This is a genomic window from Jiangella alba, assembly GCF_900106035.1.
GTDB lineage: Bacteria > Actinomycetota > Actinomycetes > Jiangellales > Jiangellaceae > Jiangella > Jiangella alba.
The window spans coordinates 1,907,334-1,930,969 of sequence record NZ_FNUC01000003.1 but is presented as its reverse complement, the minus strand read 5'-3'; the positions used below and the strand labels follow the sequence as shown (position 1 = coordinate 1,930,969).

Here is a 23,636-nt window from a genome sequence, read left to right as displayed (position 1 = left end):
CTAAGGGGTGGCTGACTCGTCCGGCACGGACTGGTCCCGCGGCCGGGTGGAGAGCGCCGAGAACTCGCGCGCCGCCTCCGTGAGCGCCTCGGCGACCAGCGGGACGTCGTCCATGCTGAGGCGGGACAGCGGCGCGGACAGGCTCATCGAGATCGGCAGCCGCAGGCCGTGCACCGGCACCGCCACGCAGCGGCTGTCCGGCTCGCCCTCGCGATCGTTGATGGCGTAGCCGCGCTCCCGGATGCGGGCCAGTTCGCGCAGGTAGTCCTCGGGGTCGGTGATGGTGTGCTCGGTGTAGCGCGGCATGCCCTCGCGCGCCAGCAACTCGCGCACGTCGGCGTCGGGGCGCCACGCGGTGAACACCTTGCCGAAGGCCGAGGCGTGGATCGGGTACCGCACGTTCGGCTGCTGCACCGTCCGGGTGGCGCGCTGGCTCTCGACGATGGCGAGGTAGTACACCCCGCCGCGATCGAACATGCCCAGGCTCACGGTCTCGCCGAACTCGTCGCGGAGTTTCTCCAGGTACGGGCGGACCCGCTGGGTGAGGACGTCGAGCCGCTCGGAGTTCAGGGCCAGCCCGACGAGGAAGCGGCCGTCCTCGCCGCGCTCGACGTAGCCGCGCGCCTCGAGCGCGGTGAGGTAGCGGAACGCCGAGCTCTTCGGCAGGTTGGTGGCCCGGGTGACGTCGACCAGCGTCAGCCCGTCGGGCCGTTGCTGGACGAGGTCGAGGATGTCGCAGACGCGCTCGACGGCGCGGATCGGGTAGGACGAGTCGTTGCTCATCGGAGTGCTCCAGACGGGACGAGCGAGTCGGACGGTAGTCCCAGCCGCGCGGGTCGCGCGGCGGCGATTCCGGCGACCGGCGTGCCGGGACGGACGTGCGCGGCACGTCGCAGGGTGACGACGTGACCGGATGCGGCGGCGTGCACGTGCTCGAGTACCCGCGCGCGAGTGTCGACGACCGTCCCGACCAGCTGGCCGGCCTCGACCCGGTCCATCAGTGCGACCTCCGCGTGGAACATCCCGCCGACGGCGACCTGAGAGAACATGTCGACGTCACCGTCGCCGTGCACCCATACCGGCACCGTAGCGCCCGGGGCGGTCTCATCGGGGAGCATCGCGAGATCGGCCAGCACCCGCCGCACGCCGGACACGTACGCGTCCAGGTAGCGCTCGTCCAGGACGCCGCCCACCGGCGACTCCGCGTAGATGGCCGGGATGCCCAGATCCCGGGCCACCGTCAGCGTGCGCCCGGGACCGAGCACGCCGTGCGTCCACACCGCCGGCGCGCCGAACGCCAGCGCCAGGCGCACCGCGCGGTCCGCCGCGTCCGACCCGTCGTCGAGGCAGCCCGCGAACAGCGGCATGTCCGTGTCGGGGCTGGACGTGTGCAGGTCGACCAGCACGTCGGCGGTGCGCAGCAGCTGCTCGGTCACCAGGTGCGCCAGCCGTTCCGTGGCCGATCCGCCGGCCGCTCCGGGGAACACCCGGGCCAGGTTGAGTCCGTCGCCGGGGCCCACCCGGCTGTCCGCCTCGTACGCCGCCTCGTGCGTGACGGGGACGACGCGCACCCGGCCGGCGCGCAGCGGCAGCGGCAGCCGGGTCAGCCGGGCGGCGGCCAGGATGCCGCCGACCTCGTTGCCGTGCACACCGCCGAGGATCACGACGGTCGGCCCGGATGCGCCGCTGTCCAGCTCGTGGACGTCGATCCCCGCTCCGCCCGGGCCGGTCGGCAACCGGTGCTCCCGCCACGCCGCGGTCATCGCGTCCGCCCGAGCAGCGCGTCGAGCCGGGCCGGAACGTCGCCGGACGAGATCACCGGCGTGTCGTCGGCCGGGGCCATCCGCCGCAGCGCGTCCCGGTCCTTGTAGCCGGCGCCGGTGAGCACGATCGCCACGTGGTCGTCGCGCCGCAGCCGTCCGGCCCGGGCGTCGGCGAACAGCCCGGCCAGCGCGGTGGCGCCGGCCGGCTCGACCAGCAGGCCGCAGCGGGCCAGCTCCTCCTGCGCCTGCCAGATCTCCTCGTCGCCGATCTCGACGGCGTGCCCGCCCGACTCGCGCACCGCGCCGACGGCGCCGTCGGTGTCGTACAGCGCGGCCATCTGCAGCCCCGACACCGTCGTCTGGACGGTCCCGGCGATGCCGCCGGGGAACCCGTCGAGGGCGCGGCGCAGCGCCGCGGACCCGGACGGCTGGACGCCGACCAGCCGCGGAACGCGGCCGAGGTCGCGGTAGCCGCGGTGCACGCCGGTGAGCAGGCCGCCGCCGCCGACCGGCAGGTACAGCGCCGTCAGCTCCGGCGCCTGCTCGGCCAGCTCGAAGGCGATCGTCGACACCCCCTGCATGGCCTCGGGCGCGTAGTGGAACGCGGTCAGCATCGGCGCGAACCCCCGCTGCTCCGCCTGCTCGGCGATGGTGTCGGCGACGGCGCGGGTGGACGCGGCGTCGTGCCCGACCCCGGCCACGCGGTGCACCGTCGCGCCCATGACCAGGATCTCCCGCAGCTTCACCGGCGCGGTGTCCGTGAGCGTGAAGAGGATGGCCCGCGACCCGGCCGCCGCGGCGTAGGCGGCGGCCGCCGCGCCGCCGTTGCCCGACGACGTCCCGACCGTCCCGGCCAGGCCGCGCTCGTTCACCAGCGAGTACGCGACCGACGCGATGCGCGCCTTGAACGAGCCGGTCGGATTGCGGTCCTCCGCCTTCGCCACCACCGACGCCACGCCGAGCCGGCGGCCGAGCGCCTCGGTGAGGTCCAGCACCGGGGTGCCGCCCTCCCCCAGGCTGACGATGCTCTTGGGCGCGACGGCCGGCAGCCGGTCCGCGTAGCGCCACATTCCCTCGGTCACGTCGCCGTCCTCCCGGCCGGTCCGCTGGTCAGCTCCGCCTCGGCGGCGAAGTGGCAGGCCGTGCCCGCGCCGCCGGGAGTGCGGATCTCCAGCACCGGCCGCTCCGCCCGGCACCGGTCCTCGGCCTTCCAGCACCTGGTGTGGAACGGGCAGCCGGCGGGTGGGTCGGCCGGGCTGGGCAGGTCGCCGCTGAGCAGGATCCGGCGGTCGAGGTCGCGCAGCCGCGGGTCCGGCACCGGCACCGCGGACAGCAGGGCCTGCGTGTACGGGTGGGCCGGCCGGGTGAACACGGTGCCGGCGTCGCCGTACTCGACGATGTGACCGAGATACATCACCGCCACCCGGTGCGCGAGGTGCTGGACCACGGCCAGGTCGTGCGCGATGAACAGGTACGCCACGCCGAGCTGGCGCTGCAGCCGCGCCAGCAGGTTGATCACCTGGGCCTGGATCGACACGTCCAGCGCGGACACTGGCTCGTCCAGGATGAGCAGCCGCGGCTCCAGCGCCAGCGCGCGGGCGATGCCGACCCGCTGCCGCTGCCCGCCGGAGAACTCGTGCGGGTAGCGGTTGACGGAGTCCGCGCCCAGGCCGACCAGCTCGAGCAGCTCGACGACCCTGGCCCGGCGCGACCGGCGGTCGCCCACACCGTGGATCTCCAGCGGCTCGGCCAGGATGTCGCCCACCGGCATGCGGGCCGGCAGCGACGCGAACGGGTCCTGGAAGACGAACTGGACGTCGCGGCGGACGGCACGCAGCTCGCGCGGCTTCATCGTGGCGAGGTCGCGGCCGTCGAACCGGACGGTGCCGGCCGTGGGCGGGTGGAACCGCATGATCGTCTTGCCCACGGTCGACTTGCCGCAGCCGGACTCGCCCACCAGGGCCAGCGTCTCGCCCTTCCCGATCTCGAACGACACGCCGTCGACCGCGCGGACGGTGGCGACCTGACGCTGCAGGACCCCGCCGCGCACGGGGAAGTGCTTCACCAGCCCGTCGACCGCCAGCAGCGGATCGTTGCCGCTCATGCCACCTCCTCCGCCGCCAGCTCGCTGTGGAAGTGGCAGGCGCTGACGTGGCCGGCGGCGACCTCCGTCAGTGCCGGCTGGAACCCGCACTCCGCCCGTCCGCCGGACAGGTCGCAGCGCACCCGGAACGCGCACCCGTCCGGCAGCCGGCGCGGGTCCGGCGGCTGACCGCCGATGGCGGGCAGCTCGTCGCGCCGCTCCCCCAGCCGGGGCAGGCTGCGGAGCAGGCCCCGGGTGTACGGGTGCCGGGGACGGTGGAAGATCGAGTCGACGTCGGCGGTCTCGACCACGCGGCCGGCGTACATGACCACCACGCGCTCGGTCATCTCGGCGATCACGCCGAGATCGTGCGTGATCATCACCAGCGCGGCGTCGTGCTCGCGCTGGACCCGCCGGAGCAGGTCCAGGATCTGCGCCTGGATGGTCACGTCCAGGGCGGTCGTCGGCTCGTCGGCGATGATCAGCCGGGGACGGTTCGCCATGGCCATCGCGATCATCGCCCGCTGGCGCATGCCGCCGGAGAACTGGTGCGGGTACTGCCGCGCCCGTTCCTTCGGCGAGGGGATGCCGACCTCGGCGAGCAGCTCGGCCACCTTCGTGGTCGCCGCCCGCCGCGAGATCGGCGCGTGCCGGCGCAGGCTCTCGGCGATCTGCTCACCGATGGTCATCACCGGGTTGAGCGCCGTCATCGGGTCCTGGAAGACCAGCCCGATGTCGCGGCCCCGGATCTGCTCCAGTTCGCGTTCGCGCATCGCGAGCAGGTCACGCCCGGCGAACCGGGCGGTGCCCGACACCACCCGGCCGGACGACGGCAGCAGGCCCAGCACGGACGCGACGGTCACGCTCTTGCCGGAGCCGGACTCCCCCACCACCCCGACGGTCTCGCCGGGCAGCACCTGGTAGCCGGCGCCGTTGACGGCCGGGACGGTGCCGCCCTCCACCCGGAACTCGGTGACGAGGTTCTCGATCGACAGCAGCGGCTCGGTCATCGGGCCGCCCTCGGGTCGGCGGCGTCGCGCAGGCCGTCGCCGACGAAGTTCACGGCGAGGACGGTGAGCGCGATGGCGATGCCCGGCGGCAGCCAGAGCCACGGCATCGACTCCAGGATGGTCAGCGACTGTGCCTCGTTGAGCATGTTCCCCCAGCTCGCGGTCGGCGGCGGAACGCCGAGGCCGATGAACGACAGCGCCGCCTCCAGCAGGATGGCCTGGGCCACCTCCAGCGTCGCCACCACGGTGAGCGGCGCGACGACGGCGGGCACGACGTGTTTGCGCAGCACCCGGGCCGGGCCGGCACCCAGACCGGAGACCGCCTGGATGGAGTCCTGCTCGCGCAGCGACAGCGTCAGGCCGCGGACGATCCGGAACGCGACCGGCCAGTGGAACAGGCCGATGCCCAGGATCAGCGCCGTGACGCTGGGCCCGACGAAGGCCACCACGACGATCACGATGATCAGCGTCGGGAACGACAGCACGACGTCGGTGATGCGGCTGAGCACCGCGTCGACCCAGCCGCGGAAGTACCCGGCGACGGCGCCCAGCACCAGCCCGATGGTCGTCGTCAGGGCGGCGACGCTCAGCCCGACCAGCAGCGAGACCCGGCCACCGGCGACCAGCCGGGCCAGCACGTCGCGTCCGGCCGAGTCGGTGCCCAGCAGGTGTCCCTCGCCCGGGCCCTGCCGGATCGCCGTCGGGTCTACCGCGTTCGGATCGTCCAGGAAGAACGGCAGCACGATGGCGGCCAGGCCGAACAGGACCAGCAGCACCAGCCCGGCCACCGCCACCTTGTGCCGCCGGAACCGCCGGACGGCCAACTGCCCCGGCGACAGCGAGCCCTGACCCTCCGGCGGCACGGCCGACGTCGTCATGGTGTCCAGTGCGGTCATGCGCGTGCTCCAGACAGTCGGATGCGGGGATCGATGATCGCGTAGGCGATGTCGGCGATCAGGTTGCACAGCAGCACCAGCACCGCGACCGCCATCACGAACCCCAGCAGGATCGGGTAGTCGCGGGCGCGCACGGCGTCCAGCGCCATGCGGCCCATCCCCGGCCAGGCGAAGATCTGCTCGATGATCACGGCCCCCGCGAACAGTGTCGGGATCTGCACCGCGACGACGGTGACCAGCGGGATCAGCGCGTTGTGCAACGCGTGCCGGCCGATCACCCGCCGTCGCGCCAGGCCCTTGGAGCGGGCCGTCGTCAGATAGTCCTGGCCGAGGACCTCCAGCATCGCCGCGCGTGCGTAGCGCACGTACGGCCCGGCCAGCGCGAGCCCGAGGATCGCGGCCGGCAGCACCAGGTGCCGGACGGAGTCGGCGAACCCGCCGCCGCCGGGGCTGTTGATCCCGGCCGTCGGCAGCCAGCCGAGCTTCAGGCCGAACACGTAGATCCCGATGAGCGCGACGAAGAAGCTCGGGATCGAGATGGCCACCAGGCTGAGCACCGTCGCGCCGTAGTCGACGGCGGTGTTGCGCCGCATGGCGGCGAGGATGCCGACCGGGATGCCCACCAGCAGCGCGATGACCAGCCCGGTCCCCATCAGCCGTGCCGTCGGCCCGAACCGCTCCAGCATGACCTCGGTCACCGGCCGCTGGGTGCTGTAGGAGAAGCCCAGGTTGCCCTGGACGAACTCCCCGATCCAGCGCAGGTACTGCACGGCGATGGACTGGTCCAGGCCCAGCTCCTGGCGCCGCTGCTCGATGGCTGCCGCCCGGTCGCCGCTGTAACTGAACGGGTCGACCATCATCTCCGCCGGGTCCCCCGGCATCAGCTGCAGCAGCACGAACAGCAGCACGCTGATGCCGGCGAGGACCACGACGGAGATCGCCAGGCGGCGGACGATGAAAGCGAGCACGTCAGCTGCTCACGGTCCACTCGGCCGCGTTCCAGAAGGCGTCGACCGTCGAGGGGTTCAGCTCGAAGCCCTGCAGGCGGTCGCTCGTGGCCGCGAGCGTGTTCGGCACGTAGAGCACGAAGATCGGCACCTCCTCGTTGACGATCTTCTGCGCCTGCGCGTAGATGGACTCGCGCTCGGCCTGATCGGTGGTGGCGATGCCCTGCTGGAGCAGTGCGTCCAGCTCCTCGTTGCAGTACGCGGAGATGTTCGCGCCGCCGACCTGAGCGCACGTCAGCCGGGCGTTCATCGAGGCCGGGTCGATGGTGAACAGGCCGTAGCCGGAGATGAGCAGGTCGAAGTCGCGGTTGCCGATCGACTCGGACAGCTGAGCTGCCTCGTACGGCTGCACCTGGGCGTTGATGCCGACCTCCTGCAGCTGGGCGGCGACGATCGTCATCGTGGTGTCCCGGTCGCGCTGACCGGGGACGATCTCGAGGCGGACCGGCGTCGCCGGGTCCCAGCCGGCCTCGGCCAGCAGCTCCCGCGCCTTGTCCGGGTCGTACCCGTAGTGCGTGAGGTCGTCCGGCATGGCCCACGCCGGGCCGTGCACCAGCGTGTCGACGACCTTGCCCTCGCCGGCCAGCACCTCCTCGACCAGCGCCTCGCGGTCGATGGCGTACATGATCGCCTGGCGGATGCGCGGGTCGGCGAGCTTGCCGGAGTCGATCGCGGTGTGCAGCGCCAGCACGCCCGGGCCTTCGGCGCGATGCAGCGTGACGCCGTCGAGGCCCTCGACGCGGGCGACGTCCGGCGCCGCCACCTGGGCGAAGTCGATCTCGCCGGTCTCCAGCTGGGCGGTCGCGACATCCGTGGTCACGTACTGCGTGAAGATCCGGTCCAGGCCCAGCTCGTCGCGGTACTCCGGGTTGGCCGCGAACTCGACCTGGTCGTCGGTGACCCAGCGCTGGAACACGTACGGCCCGAGGCCCACGGTGGGCTCGCGGAAGAACGGGTTGTCCGCAAGGCCTTCCAGCGGAAGCTCGCCGACCACGTGCTGCGGCAGGATGAACAGGATCGGCTGCACCAGCTCGTCCAGCAGCGCCACGTTCGGCGCGTCGAGCTGGATCACGAACGTGTGCTCGTCCGGCGCCTGGAAGCCGGCGACGGCGTCGGCCGTGCCATCGGCCAGCGCCGCGGCGCCGGTGACGGTGCCGAACTTGCCCGCGTAGGCGCTGCCGGTGGCCGGGTTGGCGTACACGTTGTAGGTGAACAGCACGTCCTCGGAGGTGAACGGCTCGCCGTCGCTCCACAGCACGTCGTCGCGCAGGTGGAAGGTCCAGGTCGTGCCGTCCGGCGAGACCTCCCAGCTCTCGGCCAGCCGCGGGCCGTACTCGCCGTCGGCGGTCGCCGACACCAGCGAGTCCCAGTGCAGCTGCTCCATCAGGTGGTCCGGGCCGATCGACGCGAGCAGCGGACTGAACCCGCGCGGCGCCTGGTAGAGCTGGACCGTCACCTCGCGGTCACCGGCGGGCGCGCCGGACTCGCCGCCGGTCGCACCGGTGTCCTCGTCGGGACCGGAGCAGGCGGCCGCCGCCAGCAGGGCCAGGCCGGCCAGAGCTGCGGCGATCGACCGATTACGTCGTCCAATCACGGTAGTGCCCCTCCAATGTCGAGCCGGGCGCCTCAACGGCGCCGGCTGGCGAACTCCACGTTGACGTCAGCGCGCGCGTCGGCCAGCACGAAGCTGTACGACGTGGTCGTGTGCGGCTGATGGATCTTCAGGTAGCGGTCGGTCACCGCGAGGCCGTCGAACCGGTGCACCACCCGGCCGTCCACCACGCGAGAGCTGAACGACCAGCCGGTGATCTCGGTGTAGGTCTCGTTGTCCGGGCTGCTGAACAGCCGGTAGTCCGCGCCGGTGAGCCGGGTCGCGGCATCCCGGTCGCGCAGTTCGACGGCGCTGATGCGGTGGGCGGCGGGGATGCGCACGTCCAGGCCGAGCGAGCGGGCCCGGTAGTCCAGCGCCAGGGACGCGGGCGCGCAGGCCCGGTCCCAGCCGTAGACGTGCCGGGTCTGCGGCGCGGTGTCCAGTTCGGCGAACCCGACCCGCCACGGCCGGCTCGGCGGCGGCCCGCTCAGTCGCAGCACCGCTCCGTTGCCGACACCGGCCGCGGCCAGGGTGTCCGACCGGTCCAGGGTCCGGCCGTCCAGGGTCAGCCGGAGGCCGGGGCCGGCGCAGGACAGTCCGGCGGCGGCCGCGTCGAGCACGGCGCCGACGGTGGCCGTCGCCGGGTGGCTGACCTTGCGGCTGGCGAACGGCCAGGCCCACTGGTCGCGGTCCGCGCGGTCGACGAAGAACGTGGGTGTCGTCTGCGCCGTCGCGGCCGCGGCGTCGGCCTGCGCCTGGCAGGTCGCCGCGTCCGTGGCGTCCTCGACGACGTTGGCGACGATCTTCGCCGGCTGCCCGGGCAGGAACACCTGGAACAGCACCAGCAGCCGGTCGTCGGAGAGCCGCAGGAAGTCCGGCTCGCCGGTCGCGGCGCCCAGGTTGGCCGCGCCGGACGGGTCACGCAGCCGGACCTTGCCGGTCCACGTGACGCCGCCGTCGAACGAGGTGTGCAGGGCGGCCTGGCCGATGCGGGTGCCCGCGGCGTCGAGCTCGCGGTGGCCCATGATCAGCTTGGCCTGGCCCTCGGCCAGCCGGTCGGTGCAGGGTGCGTACGTCAGCGACAGCGCCTCCGCCTGCTGGCCGGTGGCCACCGGCGCCGTCCAGGTCGCGCCGGCGTCGGACGAGTAGGACAGGTACACCTGGGCCCGGTTGGGGCCGACGCCCGTGGCATAGCGGACCACCGCGACGATGCGGCCGTCCGGCAGCTCGTGCAGGGCCAGCTCGTTCGCGCCGCTGGTGTAGTTGGCACTGTGGAACGGCGGGAACTGCGGCGGGTTGTTGGGGTCGTAGGCGATGGTCCGGTAGTCGGACCAGGTCTGCCCGCCGTCGAAGGAGCGCAGCACGCCGGAGCGCCAGCGCATCGGGTCGGTCTCCCAGCCGTCGACCAGCTCGAGCGCGCCCCAGATCGGCAGCAGCAGGGTGCCGTCGTCCAGTTCGACGATCCGGCTGCCGCCGACGTGCGCCTCGCGGATCGGGATCGGCAGCTCGACCGGCTCGTCGCGACCGGTCCACGTCTGTCCACTGTCCGTCGACCGCGCCACGAACAGCACCGACTCGCGGTTGTTGTAGTTCGTGTGGTTCACCGCGTCGTTGTACGGCAGCAGGATGGTGCCGTCGGACAGCGTGGCGATGCCGCGGGTGGCCGAGATGCTGCCGCGGGTGCCGAACAGCCTCGGCTCGGCCACGACCTCGGACGGCCCCCAGGTCCGGCCCTCGTCGGCAGACCTGATCAGCCGCAGCTGACCGCCCGGGTGCGCGTCGCCGGAGGTGTTGAACGCGGCCAGCAGGTCGCCGTTGGGCGCGCGGGTGAGCGCCGGGCGTTGGGCCGGCAGCGTCGCCTCGCCGGGGAAGGTCTCCGGGCCGGTCACGTTCCAGGCGTCGACGACGCGCAGCGCCGGGTCGGGCGCTTCGGTGGCGCCGGCGGCGACCGGAGCGGGGGCGGCGCCGGCGAGCGCGAGCGCCACGCCGGTCGCCAGCGCCAGCAGAGCGGGCGAACGCGTCATCGGGTTCCTCCCAGTCGCAGAGTGTTCCAGGCCAGGAACCGGCCTCGGCCGGGCGCATAGCTGTAGAAGACGGTGAGCACGGAGCCGTCGGCGAGGTCGGCCATCGCCGGGTAGCCGCACTGGTACTCCGCGGTGTGCTGGTAGCCGTGCGGGTCACGCAGCGGCAGCGGCGCCGACCAGGAACGGCCGCCGTCCTGGCTGACCCGCACCTCGACGCCCGCCGGCGTCGGACCGCCCTCGGGCGCGAACCGGCGAGTGGCCAGCAGGATCGCGCCGTCCGCCGCGCGGTGCAGCAACGGCGACATGCCGGCGAAGCCGATCAGCGCCGGCGTCGTCCAGGTGGCGCCATCGTCGGCCGACTCCGAGCCGAACAGCTGCATGGTGTCGTCGCCCCCGACGCCCTGCTGGCGCAGCACGGCCAGCAGCCGGCCGTCGCCGGTGGGGACGACCGTGGTCTCGGTGAACCCGTCGATCGGGCTGTGCGGGCGGAAGTCGGGGTCGGCGGTGCGCGCGACGTCCGGGTTCCCGTCGGCGCCGAGACCGCCCTCGGCCGGCGTCGCGTACGCGCCGGCCAGCCGGGCGTCCGGGTCGTAGCCGATGGTGGCGCCGACGGACCAGGTGTGCCCGCCGTCGGCGGACTCCAGCAGCACCGACCGCCACCGCTCGGCGACGGTCCGCTGGCCCCAGACGGGCCAGAGCAGCCGGCCGCCGGGCAGCTCCATCAGCCGTCCGTAGACGCACGGCCCGTGGAAGCCGAGGTCGATCGGCGCGCCGCCGGTCCAGGTCCGGCCGCCGTCGGCCGAGCGCAGCAGGTGCAGGCTGATGACGCGGCCGCCCACGCCCTCGCCCGGCGTCCAGCGCACTCCGTTGTACGGCAGCAGGACGGTGCCGTCGCGCAGGGTCGTCATGCCGACGGCGTTGAGCACCGCGTCGAGGCCGTCGGCCGGCTCCGCGACTGTGTGCGGCGGCGACCAGCTCCGGCCGCCGTCGCCGGACCGCACGACACCGACGGTGCCGCCCGGCCAGCCGTCGGGCACCGTGGAGTAGCTCGCCAGCAGCTCGTCGCCGGCCCAGGTGAGGCCCGGGAACATGGCCGGCACGGCATCGACGACGACACCGCTCCCGGTGACCGCCCACTCGGAGGTCAGGGTCGTCATCAGTTCGTCCGCGACTGCTGGACGATGTCCGTCACCGCGGCCACGAACGCGGCGTCGGGCTGCGTGAACGGCGCCGTCGTGCCGGGCGCCGGCAGGTCCATGACGACGGCGGCGGCCACCTTGATCGCGGCGATGGCGCGGGCCGAGAACCCGGCGCCGTCCAGCGGCACGTCCAGGATGCCCAGCAGCCGCTGGTAGGTGCGCTGGGCCTCGGCGGCCCGGGCCGGGTCGCCGGAGCGCGCGGCGTCGAACACCTCGACCGCGGACCCGGGCAGGATGTTCGCCAGCCCCGGCACCACGCCGTCGAAGCCGAGGTACGCGGCCAGGTCGAGGGTGATCTCCGACCCGAGGTAGGTGGCGAAGCCGGCCACGTGCTCGGTGGCCGCGCACAGCTGCCGTCCCGCCGTCAGGTTGCCCGACGAGTCCTTCAGGCCGCGCAGCACGCCCTCCTCGGCGAGCTCGCGCACGAGCGGCACCGGCAGCTTGCGCGGCGCCCGCGCCGGCACGTCGTAGGCCAGCACCGGAATGCCGATGGCCGCGGCGACCGTGCGGAAGTGCTCGGCCAGCTCGGCGTCGCTGGTGTCGAAGAACAGCGGCGGCAGCACCAGCGCGGCGTCGGCGCCGTCGGCCTCGGCCTCCCGCGCGGCCGTCACGGCGTCCGCGGTGCCGAGCCCGGCGACCCCGGCCCAGACCGGCACCCGCCCGGCCGCCGTCTCCACGACGGCGCGCAGGACGGCCGACCGCTCGGCCGGGGCCAGGTTGCCCAGCTCCCCGGTCGAGCCGTTGACCAGCAGGCCACGGACGCCCGCCGCGATCTGGTGCTCGACCAGGGCCTTGGTGGCGGCGCGGTCGGTCGCGCCGTCCTCGGTGCGGAACACCACCAGCGGAGTCACGACGCCGGTCGGTAGGGCTCGGTCGGTCATGTATCTCTCCACACGAAGATTCGGTCGGATGGGGGACGACTTCTGGTCTTGCGACCGACACCTGCGTTCCACCAATCAGAACGCGTTGTTTCAGTAGTCTGTCGACCCGGGCTCCGGTGTCAAGAGTTCCGGGGGCACGAAATTGGACCGTTACGTTTCGCTTACTGGAACCTCATCGCCGACGTAGGCGACGCACTCCAGCTCGACCTGGAGGAAGTCGAACCCCATCGACGAGGTCGTCCGGGCCGGCCGGGGGTGCTTGAACGTCTCGCGGTACAGCTCGTTGTAGCGGGGCAGGCTCGCCTCGTCGCGGACGAAGGCCGCGATCTTCACGATCTGGTCCTCCCTCCCGCCGGCCTGCGCCAGCACGCGGCGCAGGTTCTCCACGCTGCGCATGAACTCCTCCTCGAAGGTGCCCGGGATGAACGCACCGGTCTCCGGATCGGTCGACGCCTGGCCGGAGATGAACAGCCAGCCGCCCGCGCGTACCGCCGGCGAGTACGACGCGTCGGGATCCGGCGCGAAATGTTCGATCAAGGTGGTCCATCCTCTCTGGTGGGTGGCGAGACGTTCGCCACCGGTCTCGGTGCCGTCCCGGTGTCGACCGGGGCCGGCGCGCCGCTGGCCAGCGAGCGGTAGACGGCGTCGATGGTCGCCACCGCGATCGCCGCGTCGGCGCAGTCGTACCTGAGCCGGCGCCCGGTGCGGATGCCGGCGTGCAGGTCGTCCAGGACCGCCACCACGGGCGCGCGGTCGATCGGGATCGGCTCGGCGCCGGTGGCGGTGTGCAGGTGCACGGCCGGCGCGCCCGCGTCGACCTCCGCGTGGCCGTGCGAGCCGATCACCCGCAGGGTGTACGTGCCCGGCCCCGGACCCGGCGCCACCGGCACCCGGCCCACCACGATCGACGCCGCCAGGCCGTGGGTGAACCGCGCCGAGACGACGGCGACGTCCTCCACCCCGTGCGACCGGTGCGCGTCCCAGAACAGCGTCCCGGCCTCGGCGAACACCTCGACCGGCTCACAGCCGGTGACGGCGCGGATGTCGTCGACGGGGTAGCCGAGGACGTTCATCACCTCGCCGCCGCCGGACAGCCGCGGGTCGGTCAGCAGTTCGGGCCGCTCGACCGAGGCGGAGAAGTGCGTCCCGCTGGACAGGAACTCGGCGTCGATGCTGCGCGGCAGCCCGAGCCGGCCGTCGTCGACCCAGCCGCGCAGCCGGCGCACGGGCGGCGCCAGCGCGCGGGTCACCACGGCGCAGTGGCGTCCGGCGGCGCGGGCCGCCTCGACCACGCGCCGGGCCGCGGCGACGTCGGTGGCCAGCGGCTTGTCGACCAGGACGTGCAGGCCGAGCCCGAGCATCCGCTCGGCCAGGACGGCGTGCCGGGTGGGCTCGGAGCAGATCACCGCGACGTCGGCGCGATCCGCCCCGACGTCCTCCAGCCGCCACAGCGGCACCGACGTCGCGGTGGCGAGGGCCCGGGCGTCGGCCAGCGCCTCCGCACCGGCCTCGTCGCTCTCGGCGACGCCGGCCAGGGCGTAGCCGGGATGGGCGGCCAGCAGCTCGGCGTAGCCGGCGGCGTGCCGGACCGCGCTCACCAGCACGGTCCGCAGCGGTTCAGGCATCGAGGTCTCCTCCCCCGGGCTCGATGTCGACCGGCTGCCCGGTCTCCAGCGACCGCTGGGCCGCGATCGCCGCCGCCAGGGCCCACCGGGAGTGCCGCAGCTCGACCAGTGGCTCGGCATGTCCGGCGACGACGGCGGCCGCGTGCTCGGCCTGCCGCTGGACGGCGTCCCCGACCGAGGCGGGTTGCGCCGGTGGTCCGCCGCCGGACACCGCGGCGTCGTCGGCGGTGTGGTGGGCCAACGTGCCCTCGGTGCCGCAGAGCACCATCCGGCGCAGCACGTCGCCGGGTTCGCGCAGCCCGTAGGAGACCTCGATCATGGCCAGGCCGCCGTCGTCGAAGCGGACGGTCAGGTGGAAGCTGTCCGGCGTCGGCAGGTCGGGGGCGTGCGTGCACCAGCCACGGGTGAAGACCCGCACCGGCCGTGCGCGGAGCAGCCAGATCGCGAGGTCGAGCGGGTGCATGCCGTTGTGGACGAGGTGCCCGCCGGACTGCCGCGGGTCCAGCTGCCAGCTGCGCCACGCGCCCGGCCAGACGTGCCCGACGTACCAGTTCAGGTGCAGCAGCCGCGGGTCGCCGACGCGCCCGGACCGGCTGGCCGACTCCAGCGTCGCGACGGCCGGCTGGAACCGGACCGTCTGCCCGACCATCAGCCGGACACCGGCCGTCGTCGCCGCACGCACCATGGCGTCGAAGTCGGCGACGTCGCGGGCCGGCGGCTTCTCCACGACGACGTGCTTGCCCGCCGCGACCGCAGCCAGCGTGCGGCCGGGATGGTCCTCGGTCCGCCCGCACACGTACACCCCGTGGGTGCCCGGGTCGGCCAGGACGTCGTCCAGCACGGTGGCGGCGCGGGCGCCGGGCGCCAGCGCGGCGACCTGCGCCGCACGGGCCGGGTCGGAGCCGAGCACGTGCGTGACCCGCACCCCCGGCACCCGGCCGAGCGCGGCGACGTGCGCGCGGGCGATGCCGCCCGACCCGAGCACCGCGATCCCGGTCGGCCCCGGGTCCGGCCCGCTCACCGCGCCGTCCAGCCACCGTCGACCGGCAGCGTCACGCCGGTGACGTAGGCCGACGCGTCGGACGCCAGGAACACCAGCGCGCCCGTGACGTCGTCCTCGGCGGCCATCCGGCCCAGCGGCACGCGGGCGGAGTAGGCGTCGACGAAGGCCTGCCCCTGCCCGCTGTACAGCCCGCCCGGGCACAGGCAGTTGACCCGTACCCCGGACCGGCCGAGCGCCGAGGCGAGGTACCGGGTCAGGCCGACCATGCCGGCCTTGTCGTAGGCGTAGAACAGCGGCGAGGTGATCTCGGTGCCCTCGTACATCGGGAAGTCCGGCCCCACCAGACCGTAGATGGAGCCGATGTTGACGATGGACCCGGAGCGCTGGGCGGCCATCGTCTCGGCGACCGCCTGCGTCAGCAGGAACAGCCCGCGCGAGTTGACCGCGGAGGTCGCGTCCCAGTCCGCCGCCGTGGTGCCGGCGAGATCGCCACCGGCGCGGTGCACGGCGTTGTTGACCAGCACGTCGATCCGGCCGTGCGCGTCGACGACAGAGCGGTGGAACGCCTCGATGGACGCCGGGTCGGCGAGGTCCAGCGGCTGGCCGCTGGCGGCCCAGCCGCGGTCGCGCAGCTCACCGGCCGTCTTCTCGGCGGTCTCGGCCAGCCGCGAGGTCACCACCACGTGCGCGCCGGCCTCGGCCAGCGCGGCGGCGAAGGGCTGCCCGTAGAGTCCGGACCCACCGGTCACCACGGCGACCTTGCCGGTCAGCCGGAACCGCTCCAGCACGCTCATCCGCCGTCCCCCTCTCGTTGACGTGGCAATGGCGGGATGGTAGCAGTGAGTTCCAACAGTCAGTATGGACAGTTTCATTCGCTGGAACTTGGAGGCGGCAGATGCCGGTGGCACGGGTGGCGGTCAGCGGACTTGGATCCATCGGACGGCAGCATGTCGACGTCCTCCTGGGACGCCCCGGCGTCCAGGTCGTCGCCTTCGACCCCGACCCGGAGCTGCGCGAGCGCGCGACCGACCGAGGCGTCGAGCACACCGTCGACGACTTCGGCGCCTTGCTCGACCTGCGCCCGGACGCGCTGGTCATCGCCGCGCCGGACCGCTTCCACCTCCCCCAGCTCGAGGCGGCGACCAGCCGCGGCGTCCCCACCCTGGTGGAGAAGCCGCTGGCGCCGACCACGGCGGAGGCGGCCGCCGCGGCACCGCGCATCCGCGCCACCGGGACGCCGGTGCTGGTCGGCTACGTCCTGCGGCACCGGCCGGTCGTGCGGGCGGTGCGGTCGGCGCTGCTCGACGGCCTCATCGGCACGCCGACGTCGTTCCAGGTCATGCTCGGCGCCTACACGACGATCACCGCCGCTGTGTCGCGGTTCGCGACGCCGGAGCCGGACCGCCTGTACCGCGACTACTCCCACGAGTGGGACTACCTGCGCTGGTTCTTCGGCCCGGTCGCACGCTGCCTCGCCGTCGCCCGCACCGTGACCGGCGTGCCGCACGTCGAGGAGCCGAACGTCGTCGACGGCCTCCTGGTCCACACCGGCGGCGTGACGGGCGCGTTCCACCTCGACTACGTCGAACCGCGGGGCACCCGGACCATCCACGTCCTGGGCACCGGCGGATCGTTGCTGGCCGACGTGGGCCGCGGCACCCTGACGCTGCGCCGCGCCGGCGACGACTTCGACCGGACACAGAGCTTCACGGAACCGCCCGCCGCCGCACTGGGCCGCCAGCTCGACCACCTGCTCGAGGTGGCCGCCGGCACGGCAGCACCCGTCGTCGGACTGGACGACGGCCTGGCCGCGCTCGCCGTGTCCGACGCCCTCCGTCAGTCGGCGGCGACGGGCGACTGGACCGACCTCGAGCCGGACCGGAGCTGACGGCGCGGGAGATCGCCCCGCCACTGCCGCCGATCTTCGGCGCATCTTGACATCTCGACGAGCCGCCTCCATTCTCGTCCCCACACGTGAAACCTCCTGTTCCAGTAGCTGAAACTTCTTCGGTCTGACAGAGAGGGAACCAGATGATCTCGCTCGTCCGGCGCGTCATCGCCACCGGCACGGCAGCGGCTCTCCTGTGGGGCATCGCCTCCGTGGCCATGTCCGCGGCGGGTTCGGCGGCGCTGGGCGCGGTGTCCGGGTCCCGGGCGGGCCAGTGCGCCGGGCTGTGACGGCGGTGGCCGTCGCCGTGGTGCCGCGCGACACCACGGCCAGGGCCGGAGCCGACGACGACACCCTCCGGCGCCTCACGGGATGGCATCTCGGCGAGGCGATCGTGGGCGGCGGGCCGAGTCCATGCCGTGGTCGACGCCATCGCGGCCGCCGGCTTCGGGACGCTCGAGATCGGACTGGGCGCCGAGGTCATGAACTGGGACTCGCAGGTGCGCAGCGGGTGGGACTGGCGCCTCGACGATCCGGCCTGGGGCCTGAAGGTCTTCCTCTCCTACCGCGTGGCCGACACCCACGTCACGGCGAATCCGCTGAACCAGGGCAGTGCGAGCACGGCGGTGGTGACGCGGTTCCTGCGGGACCTGTGCGCCGCGGCCGGTCCGCTGCTGCTGTCGATCCGCGGCCGCCCCACCAGCACGGGTCCGCGCCCACGCACGACCCCACCATCCCGATCCCGCCGGAGTTCCCGCCCGCCGGGCTGTTCGGCGTCGCCATCCAGGAGATCCAGATCGGCGCGTTCGCGTAAGGCCGACCAAGCGTCAACCGACCGAATCGAGGGGCACCATGGCTCAGTCGTCGCACCCGTTCAGCCGCCGCACGTTCCTGGCGCTCTCCGCCACCGTGGGCGCGGGTGCTCTCCTGCCGGTGACCGGCGCCGCGGCCACTGGCGCGGGGTCGTCCGGAACCGCCACCGCGCTGGACGCCACCATCGGGTTCGCCGAGGCCGACCACGCCGCCCCGCGGTCGCCGCTGGGCCGCTGGGGCGAGCACCTGAAGATCGCGCTCGACCACAACCGGCGCAGCGTCGGCGCCGACCTGGGCTCCGTCCAGGACCTCAACGCCATCGAGCTCGCGCGCGACCTCGCCGGCGACGGCACCCGGCTGCCGGCCGCGATCGGCCTGCTCACCAACGACGCCGCACCGGCGACCGGGGCGTTCGCCAACTTCGCGGTGGCCACCGCCGCCGCACTGGACTTCCAGCGGCGCAGCCTCGGGGTGGACACCTTCGGCGCGGCCACCATCCGCAGCGTCGAGCTGCTCGCCCGGGACGCCACCACCCGGCTCACCGAGGCCGACTACACCCTGTGGACCAGCCACGACAACGTCACCTACCAGCAGCTGACCGGCTGGACCTTCGCCGCGAGCACTGAGGGCGGGCGCGTCGTGCACACCTTCGGCGGGTTCGAGGTGCAGGCCCGCTACCTCAAGGTGAACACGCGCCTCGCCGACTCCGCGTTCACCTTCGTACTGCAGGACCCGGTCGCCGACGTCCGGGTCCACGGCGCCGCCGCTCCCCCGGCCCCTGGCCCGGCGCACCGCCTCGGCAGCCGCGACCTGTCGGTCTACGTCAGCGACGACAACGCGACCTGGACGAAGGTGCGCGGCGTCGAGCTGGTCGACGCCGGCGCCGGCCTCTGGCTGTACGGCTTCCGGGCTCGTGGCCGCTACGTCAAGGTGCACTGCCACCGCGCCGAGGTCACCGGCTGGACCTTCACCCTGACCGACCTGCAGACCGCGGTGCGGGTGCACCATCTCCCGGCGCACACCTTCGTCGGCGCGGGCGGCGGCGCCTGGAGCCACCGCACCCAGATCCGCATCCGCAACCCGCACCACCGGGAGCTGCGCGACCGCGCCGCTCACGTCAGCTTCGCCGACCTCGGCACCGAGGCGCTGATCGCGGCCGGACGGCTCCAGCCGGACCTGCGCGACCTCCGCTTCGCCACCCGCGACGGCGCCGAGCTGCACGCCTACGCCGACGCCACGGGCGTCCACATCCGGGTGCCGGAGATCGGCGCCCGGCGCACCGTGCTGGTCTACGCCTACAGCGGCAACCCGGCGGCCGCCAACCGGGTGGTCCACGACGGCGGCGCCCTGCAGGTCGAGTACGGCCGGCGGACACTGCTGGAACAGCAGGGCATCACCCACCCGGACGGCCCGGCCTGGGGCGAGGGCATCAAGGTCGTGCGGCTGCCGGACGGCACCATGATGGCGGCGGCCGCCGCCGGGTCGGCCCGGAGCATCCACGCCCGCTTCAGCACCGACGACGGCTGGACATGGTCGGCGCTGGAACGCATCCTGCCGCCGCTCGACGTGCCCAATGCCCGGACGGCCGGCCCCGGCGGCTTCATCGTCGACCCGCGGACCGGCGTGCTCAGCTTCTTCTTCCTGGTCGCCACCGTGTACACCCCGACCGGCGACTTCATGGACCCGGAACAGAACGAGGTCCAGCAGTGGATCGCCCAGGCGGAGACCTACACAGACGACGGCCGCCCGGTCTTCGGGACGCCGCGCCGCATCCCGCTGCGCACCGTCGGCACCGACCAGCCGGTGAGCTGGGGGCTGTCCTACGCCAACGGCATCGTCACCCGCGCGGGCAGCCACCTGTACCCGATGTCCTACATGATCCGCTCCGACGGGACGTTCGCCAGCAACGTCATCCGCTCCACCGACGGTGGCCGCACCTGGGCGCAGAGCACCAGCGAGCTGAACCTGCCGGACACGTTCGGCTTCGAGAAGGGCGTCACCGAGGTCGCGATCAGCGAGCTCGGCGACGGCCGGATCCTGCTGCTCGCCCGGCAGCAGGCGCCGCAGCGGCACTACCTGACCGCCAGCTGGTCCGCCGACGACGGGCGGACGTGGACGCCGGTCACCGACAGCACGATCCTGTCCAGCAACACCGCGGCGGGGCTGTTCCCCGACTCCCGTGGCGGCCAGGTGCTCACCTGGTCCGGGCACAACGGCTTCGGCCAGACCAGCTACTACCGCAACAACCTCACCGCCGCCTGGACCGACGACGACGGCGAGAGCTGGCACGGCTACCAGGACCTGCTGGCCGGGTCGGCGCTGTCCACGCCCGGCTGGGCGCACATCAGCGAGGTCCGCACCGCCGTCAACGCCGACTCCTGGGCCGCCGGCGACGCCGGCCGGGTGTTCGCCTGGACCCGCCCGTCGCGGCCGGCCCAGCTGATGCTGGTCGAGGACTTCGACGCGTTCGTGCGCGACAGCCACGGCGCGGTGGACGTCGTCGCGCACCGGGCCGCCGCAGGCGCCGCCAACGGCACCGAGCTGGCCGCGCACCGGTGGTGGCGCACCACCCGGACCGGGACGCTGGACCTCGCCGCCGGCGCCCGCGCGGACCGGCAGGCGATCCGGCTGCGGGCCGCGCCGCAGGGCGAGGCCGCGGCGTCCCGGCTGTTCCCGGCGGTGCGGCAGGCACGGATCGGCTTCGCGCTGCGGCACTCCCAGTTGGCCGGCGGGCTGCACCTGTGCCTGCAGGAGGGGTACGGCGCGCACCACAACGCCCACGGCACGGTGCTGTCGCTGCTGCTCCGGCCCGACGGCGAACTGCTGGCCACCAGCGACGACGTCTTCGGGACCTTCCCCGACATCGGGCACGCCAACCTCGACGCCGACCCGGCCGCCGGCAACCTGACCGCGCTGGGGTTGCACCAGGTCGTCGGGATGGATTTCCAGCGCCGCAGCGTCGGCGCCGACCTGTTCGAGGCCCGCGACATCACCGGTGTCCAGGTGGTCGACAACGACCTGCTCAGCACGGCCGGGACCCGGGTGCGGCCGGAGGACCTGAGCGTCTGGACGTCGGACACCAACCGCGGTGACTGGCAGCGGGTGGAGGGCTGGACCGGCAGCAAGGACGGCGCCGTCATCACCCTCTCCGGCCCGGCCGTGCGGGCCCGCTACGTGAAGGTCGCGCACCCGTACGCGGACAACGCGTTCACCCTCGCCAACGACGAGCAGCGCATCCTGCGCGTGCTCCCGGACGGCAACGACGAGCAGGTCTTCGCGCCGCTGGAGGTGCCGACCCGGCTCGTCCCCGGCGAGTGGCACCGGGTCGTCGTCGATCTCGACCTGCCCGCCGGCAGCGTCACCGTCGAGGTCGACGGCAGCCGCCGGGCCCGGCTGCCCCGCCTGCACGCCGCCGAGGTCGTCACCCATCTGCTGCTCAGCACCGGCGCCGCTTCGGCCGGCGAGATCAGGCTGGACGAGCTGATCGTCCAGGACACCGCCCTCGGCCTGCCCGAGCCGGCCGGCGTCGGCCCCACCACCCCCATCCCCCGTTGAGATCCCGCCCTACCGATCGGAGGAACCCATGACCGACGTCTCCCGCCGCGGACTGCTGAGGGCGGCCGGTGCGCTCGGTGCCGGCGCCGTGCTCCCCGTCACGGCCGCCGGCGCCGCGGCCGCCGTCCCGGCGCATCCGGCGACGGCCGCGCACCGCGGCCCCGGACGCGCCGGCCGCCCGGCCGACCTCGGCGACCGGCTGGAGCTCATGGCCGGCACCGCCCTCGTCGAGCAACTGGACGGGGCCGCGTTCCGGCTGCACCAGCCCGTGCGCCGGGAGGTGGCGATGACCACCGACCGGCCGTGGGAGGGCAGCGCCTGCCACTACCGGCACGTCTTCCGCGACGGCGACACCTACCGGATGTACTACACCGCACTGGACTACGACGTGCGCGACGGCCGGGTCGACATCCCGCACCCCGGGCGCATCGCGCTGGCGCAGAGCACCGACGGCATCACCTGGACCCGGCCAAGCCTGGGCCTGGTGGAGTTCGACGGCAGCACGGACAACAACCTGGTGGCCGGCGCCGGTGAGTCGCACACCTTCGTGTTCAAGGACACCAACCCCGCCGCGCCGGCGGACGCGAGGTACAAGGCCATCGAGCTGGCCGACAACGCCACCGCCCTCTACCCGCTGAAGTCCGCCGACGGCCTCACCTTCAGCCGCATCAGCGGCACCCCGATGATGGTCTGGGGACCGAAGACCGGGCACGGCCTGGTGAACATGGCCTTCGACACCCTCAACGTGGCGTTCTGGGATCCGGCGATCGAGCGGTACCGCCTGTACATCCGGTACTGGCCCGACCTCGACGACGGCGGCACGTACCGCGCGATCATGGTGTCGACGTCGGCCGACTTCCTCACCTGGTCCGTCCCCGAGCTGCTCGAGTACCCCGGCTCGCCGGCGCCGGAGGAGAACCTCTACACGAACAACGTCGTCCGCTACCACCGGGCGCCGCACACCCTGCTCGGCTTCCCGATGCGCTACGTCCAGCCGGCCGGCTGGATGGTGTCGCACCTGCATCTCCCCAACGTCGAGCACCGGGAGGAGCGGTCGCGGGCCAGCGAGCGCTACGGCACCGCCATGACCGACACGCTGTTCATGAGCAGCCGCGACGGCACCGTCTTCGACCGCTGGGACGAGGCGTACATCCAGCCCGGCCCCGGCGTCGAGAACTGGAAGTACGCCGACAACAGCGTCGGCTGCGGGATCGTCGTGACCCCGTCGCAGGTCGGCGGGGCGCCGGACGAGCTGTCCATCTACGCGACCGAGGGCTACTGGACCGGCGACGAGCTCGACGTCGTCCGCTACTCCATGCGCGTCGACGGGTTCGTCTCGCTGCACGCGCCGCGCTCAGGCGGCGAGGCGATCACCGCGCCGATCCGCGTCGGCGGCGAGCACCTCGTGCTCAACCTGGCGACCTCGGCCGCCGGGCGGGTGCGGGTGGAGGTCCAGAACCCTGCCGGCCGGCCGATCGACGGCTTCAGCCTCGAGGAGTCCGATCCGCTGTTCGGCGACGACCTCGCCCGGGTGGTCACCTGGCGACGCGGCGACCCCGGCCTCGGCGCCCTCGTGGGCCGGCCGGTCCGGCTGCGGTTCGTCCTCGACGACGCCGACGTCTACTCGCTGCGGTTCCGGGCCGCCATCACGTTCGACGGCACCGAGGCGATGGTCGAGGGCCATCACGACGACGGGACGCTGACGGCCGCACAGCGGCAGGCGCTGCTGGCCGAGCTGGCGGCGGCCCGGACCGCGGCCGCCGGCGGCCGCACCGACGACGCCGTGGCCGCTCTGGACCGGTTCCTGGCCGCTGCCGGCGCCGTGTCCGACGACGCCGCCCGCGACACCCTGCGCGAGGCCGGCACGGTGCTGACGCGGCAGGTCGCCGATCCGTGGCCCACCCTCTACGGCTGGCTGGGCGGTGACGTCGAGCCGGAGAAGGGGAACCTGGAGAACCTCGGGCTCTCCAGCGCGCTGGTCGCGCTGGACTACCGGAACCGGAGCGTCGGCGCGGCGTTCTGGGAGCCGGTGGCCATCACCGCGCTGACGCTGCGCGACGTCGACGGCACCACCCGGCTCACCCCGGGCGACCTCTCGGTCTACGTCAGCGACACCAACGACGGCGACTGGCGCCGCGTCGAGGGCGTCCAGGTCGCCCGCGTCCCCGGCGGGTTCACGTTCACCGGGTTCGACGTGACCGCCCGCTACGTCAAGGTCGTGCAGCCGCACTCCGACGACGCGTTCACCTTCACCAACCAGCTCTCCAAGATGCTCGAGGTCACCACCGCCTAGACGCA

At 73.6% G+C, this 23,636-nt stretch carries 20 protein-coding genes; 5 read left to right on the top strand and 15 right to left on the bottom strand.

Going from position 1 to position 23,636, the window contains the following annotated elements:
• The 15 genes from BLV02_RS11365 to BLV02_RS11295 form a co-directional block, all read right to left on the bottom strand.
• Nucleotides 1–783 carry an IclR family transcriptional regulator gene (locus BLV02_RS11365; RefSeq protein ID WP_069112744.1) on the bottom strand — a complete coding sequence of 261 codons (783 nt, stop codon included), beginning with the start codon at nucleotides 781–783 and terminating at the stop codon, nucleotides 1–3.
• Nucleotides 780–1,763, bottom strand: coding sequence for a succinylglutamate desuccinylase/aspartoacylase family protein (locus BLV02_RS11360; protein WP_069112745.1), 984 nt, complete (start codon nucleotides 1,761–1,763; stop codon nucleotides 780–782). Before BLV02_RS11360 ends, BLV02_RS11365 begins: the two co-directional genes overlap by 4 nt.
• Nucleotides 1,760–2,845 (bottom strand): pyridoxal-phosphate dependent enzyme, encoded by a 1,086-nt coding sequence (locus tag BLV02_RS11355; RefSeq protein ID WP_141711683.1) that lies wholly within the window; start codon nucleotides 2,843–2,845, stop codon nucleotides 1,760–1,762. The genes BLV02_RS11360 and BLV02_RS11355 overlap by 4 nt, the downstream gene beginning before the upstream one ends.
• On the bottom strand, nucleotides 2,842–3,867 hold the full coding sequence (locus BLV02_RS11350; RefSeq protein ID WP_069112747.1) for an ABC transporter ATP-binding protein: 1,026 nt from the start codon (nucleotides 3,865–3,867) through the stop codon (nucleotides 2,842–2,844). The genes BLV02_RS11355 and BLV02_RS11350 overlap by 4 nt, the downstream gene beginning before the upstream one ends.
• Nucleotides 3,864–4,856: an ABC transporter ATP-binding protein gene (locus BLV02_RS11345; protein ID WP_069112748.1), complete on the bottom strand. Its 993-nt coding sequence runs from the start codon at nucleotides 4,854–4,856 to the stop codon at nucleotides 3,864–3,866. Before BLV02_RS11345 ends, BLV02_RS11350 begins: the two co-directional genes overlap by 4 nt.
• Nucleotides 4,853–5,752, bottom strand: a complete 900-nt coding sequence (locus tag BLV02_RS11340; RefSeq protein ID WP_083288861.1) for an ABC transporter permease — start codon at nucleotides 5,750–5,752, stop codon at nucleotides 4,853–4,855. The genes BLV02_RS11345 and BLV02_RS11340 overlap by 4 nt, the downstream gene beginning before the upstream one ends.
• The gene (locus tag BLV02_RS11335) at nucleotides 5,749–6,720 is read right to left on the bottom strand and encodes an ABC transporter permease (RefSeq protein ID WP_069112749.1); all 972 of its coding nucleotides are present in this window, start codon (nucleotides 6,718–6,720) and stop codon (nucleotides 5,749–5,751) included. The genes BLV02_RS11340 and BLV02_RS11335 overlap by 4 nt, the downstream gene beginning before the upstream one ends.
• Nucleotide 6,721: 1 nt before the next feature.
• A complete protein-coding gene (locus BLV02_RS11330) occupies nucleotides 6,722–8,353 on the bottom strand; it encodes an ABC transporter substrate-binding protein (protein ID WP_069112750.1) in 1,632 nt (543 codons plus the stop codon).
• 32 nt (nucleotides 8,354–8,385) lie between these two features.
• Complete coding sequence (locus BLV02_RS11325) at nucleotides 8,386–10,374, bottom strand: exo-alpha-sialidase (protein WP_069112751.1); 1,989 nt, start codon at nucleotides 10,372–10,374, stop codon at nucleotides 8,386–8,388.
• Nucleotides 10,371–11,531 carry a sialidase family protein gene (locus BLV02_RS11320; protein ID WP_069112752.1) on the bottom strand — a complete coding sequence of 387 codons (1,161 nt, stop codon included), beginning with the start codon at nucleotides 11,529–11,531 and terminating at the stop codon, nucleotides 10,371–10,373. Before BLV02_RS11320 ends, BLV02_RS11325 begins: the two co-directional genes overlap by 4 nt.
• On the bottom strand, nucleotides 11,531–12,454 hold the full coding sequence (locus BLV02_RS11315) for a dihydrodipicolinate synthase family protein (RefSeq protein ID WP_069112753.1): 924 nt from the start codon (nucleotides 12,452–12,454) through the stop codon (nucleotides 11,531–11,533). Before BLV02_RS11315 ends, BLV02_RS11320 begins: the two co-directional genes overlap by 1 nt.
• Nucleotides 12,455–12,604: 150 nt before the next feature.
• Nucleotides 12,605–12,991 carry a RidA family protein gene (locus tag BLV02_RS36470; protein ID WP_069112754.1) on the bottom strand — a complete coding sequence of 129 codons (387 nt, stop codon included), beginning with the start codon at nucleotides 12,989–12,991 and terminating at the stop codon, nucleotides 12,605–12,607.
• Entirely contained in the window at nucleotides 12,988–14,079 is a 1,092-nt protein-coding gene (locus BLV02_RS11305; protein WP_069112755.1) for a Gfo/Idh/MocA family protein, read from the bottom strand. The genes BLV02_RS36470 and BLV02_RS11305 overlap by 4 nt, the downstream gene beginning before the upstream one ends.
• Nucleotides 14,072–15,100, bottom strand: coding sequence for a Gfo/Idh/MocA family protein (locus BLV02_RS11300; RefSeq protein ID WP_216094343.1), 1,029 nt, complete (start codon nucleotides 15,098–15,100; stop codon nucleotides 14,072–14,074). Before BLV02_RS11300 ends, BLV02_RS11305 begins: the two co-directional genes overlap by 8 nt.
• Nucleotides 15,097–15,876: an SDR family oxidoreductase gene (locus tag BLV02_RS11295; RefSeq protein WP_069112756.1), complete on the bottom strand. Its 780-nt coding sequence runs from the start codon at nucleotides 15,874–15,876 to the stop codon at nucleotides 15,097–15,099. Before BLV02_RS11295 ends, BLV02_RS11300 begins: the two co-directional genes overlap by 4 nt.
• A gap of 101 nt (nucleotides 15,877–15,977) precedes the next feature.
• Here BLV02_RS11295 and BLV02_RS11290 point away from each other — a divergent pair, with 101 nt between their 5' ends.
• From BLV02_RS11290 to BLV02_RS11280, 5 genes are all read left to right on the top strand, one after another.
• Entirely contained in the window at nucleotides 15,978–16,970 is a 993-nt protein-coding gene (locus BLV02_RS11290; RefSeq protein ID WP_069112757.1) for a Gfo/Idh/MocA family protein, read from the top strand.
• Nucleotides 16,971–17,113: 143 nt separating this feature from the next.
• Nucleotides 17,114–17,260 (top strand): hypothetical protein, encoded by a 147-nt coding sequence (locus BLV02_RS36465; protein ID WP_171906798.1) that lies wholly within the window; start codon nucleotides 17,114–17,116, stop codon nucleotides 17,258–17,260.
• 362 nt (nucleotides 17,261–17,622) lie between these two features.
• The gene (locus BLV02_RS36460; RefSeq protein WP_171906799.1) at nucleotides 17,623–17,784 is read left to right on the top strand and encodes a hypothetical protein; all 162 of its coding nucleotides are present in this window, start codon (nucleotides 17,623–17,625) and stop codon (nucleotides 17,782–17,784) included.
• A 38-nt stretch (nucleotides 17,785–17,822) separates the two neighbouring features.
• The gene (locus BLV02_RS11285; protein WP_069112758.1) at nucleotides 17,823–21,338 is read left to right on the top strand and encodes a sialidase family protein; all 3,516 of its coding nucleotides are present in this window, start codon (nucleotides 17,823–17,825) and stop codon (nucleotides 21,336–21,338) included.
• Between the two features lie 28 nt (nucleotides 21,339–21,366).
• Nucleotides 21,367–23,631, top strand: a complete 2,265-nt coding sequence (locus tag BLV02_RS11280) for an FIMAH domain-containing protein (RefSeq protein ID WP_069112759.1) — start codon at nucleotides 21,367–21,369, stop codon at nucleotides 23,629–23,631.
• Nucleotides 23,632–23,636: the final 5 nt, after the last annotated feature.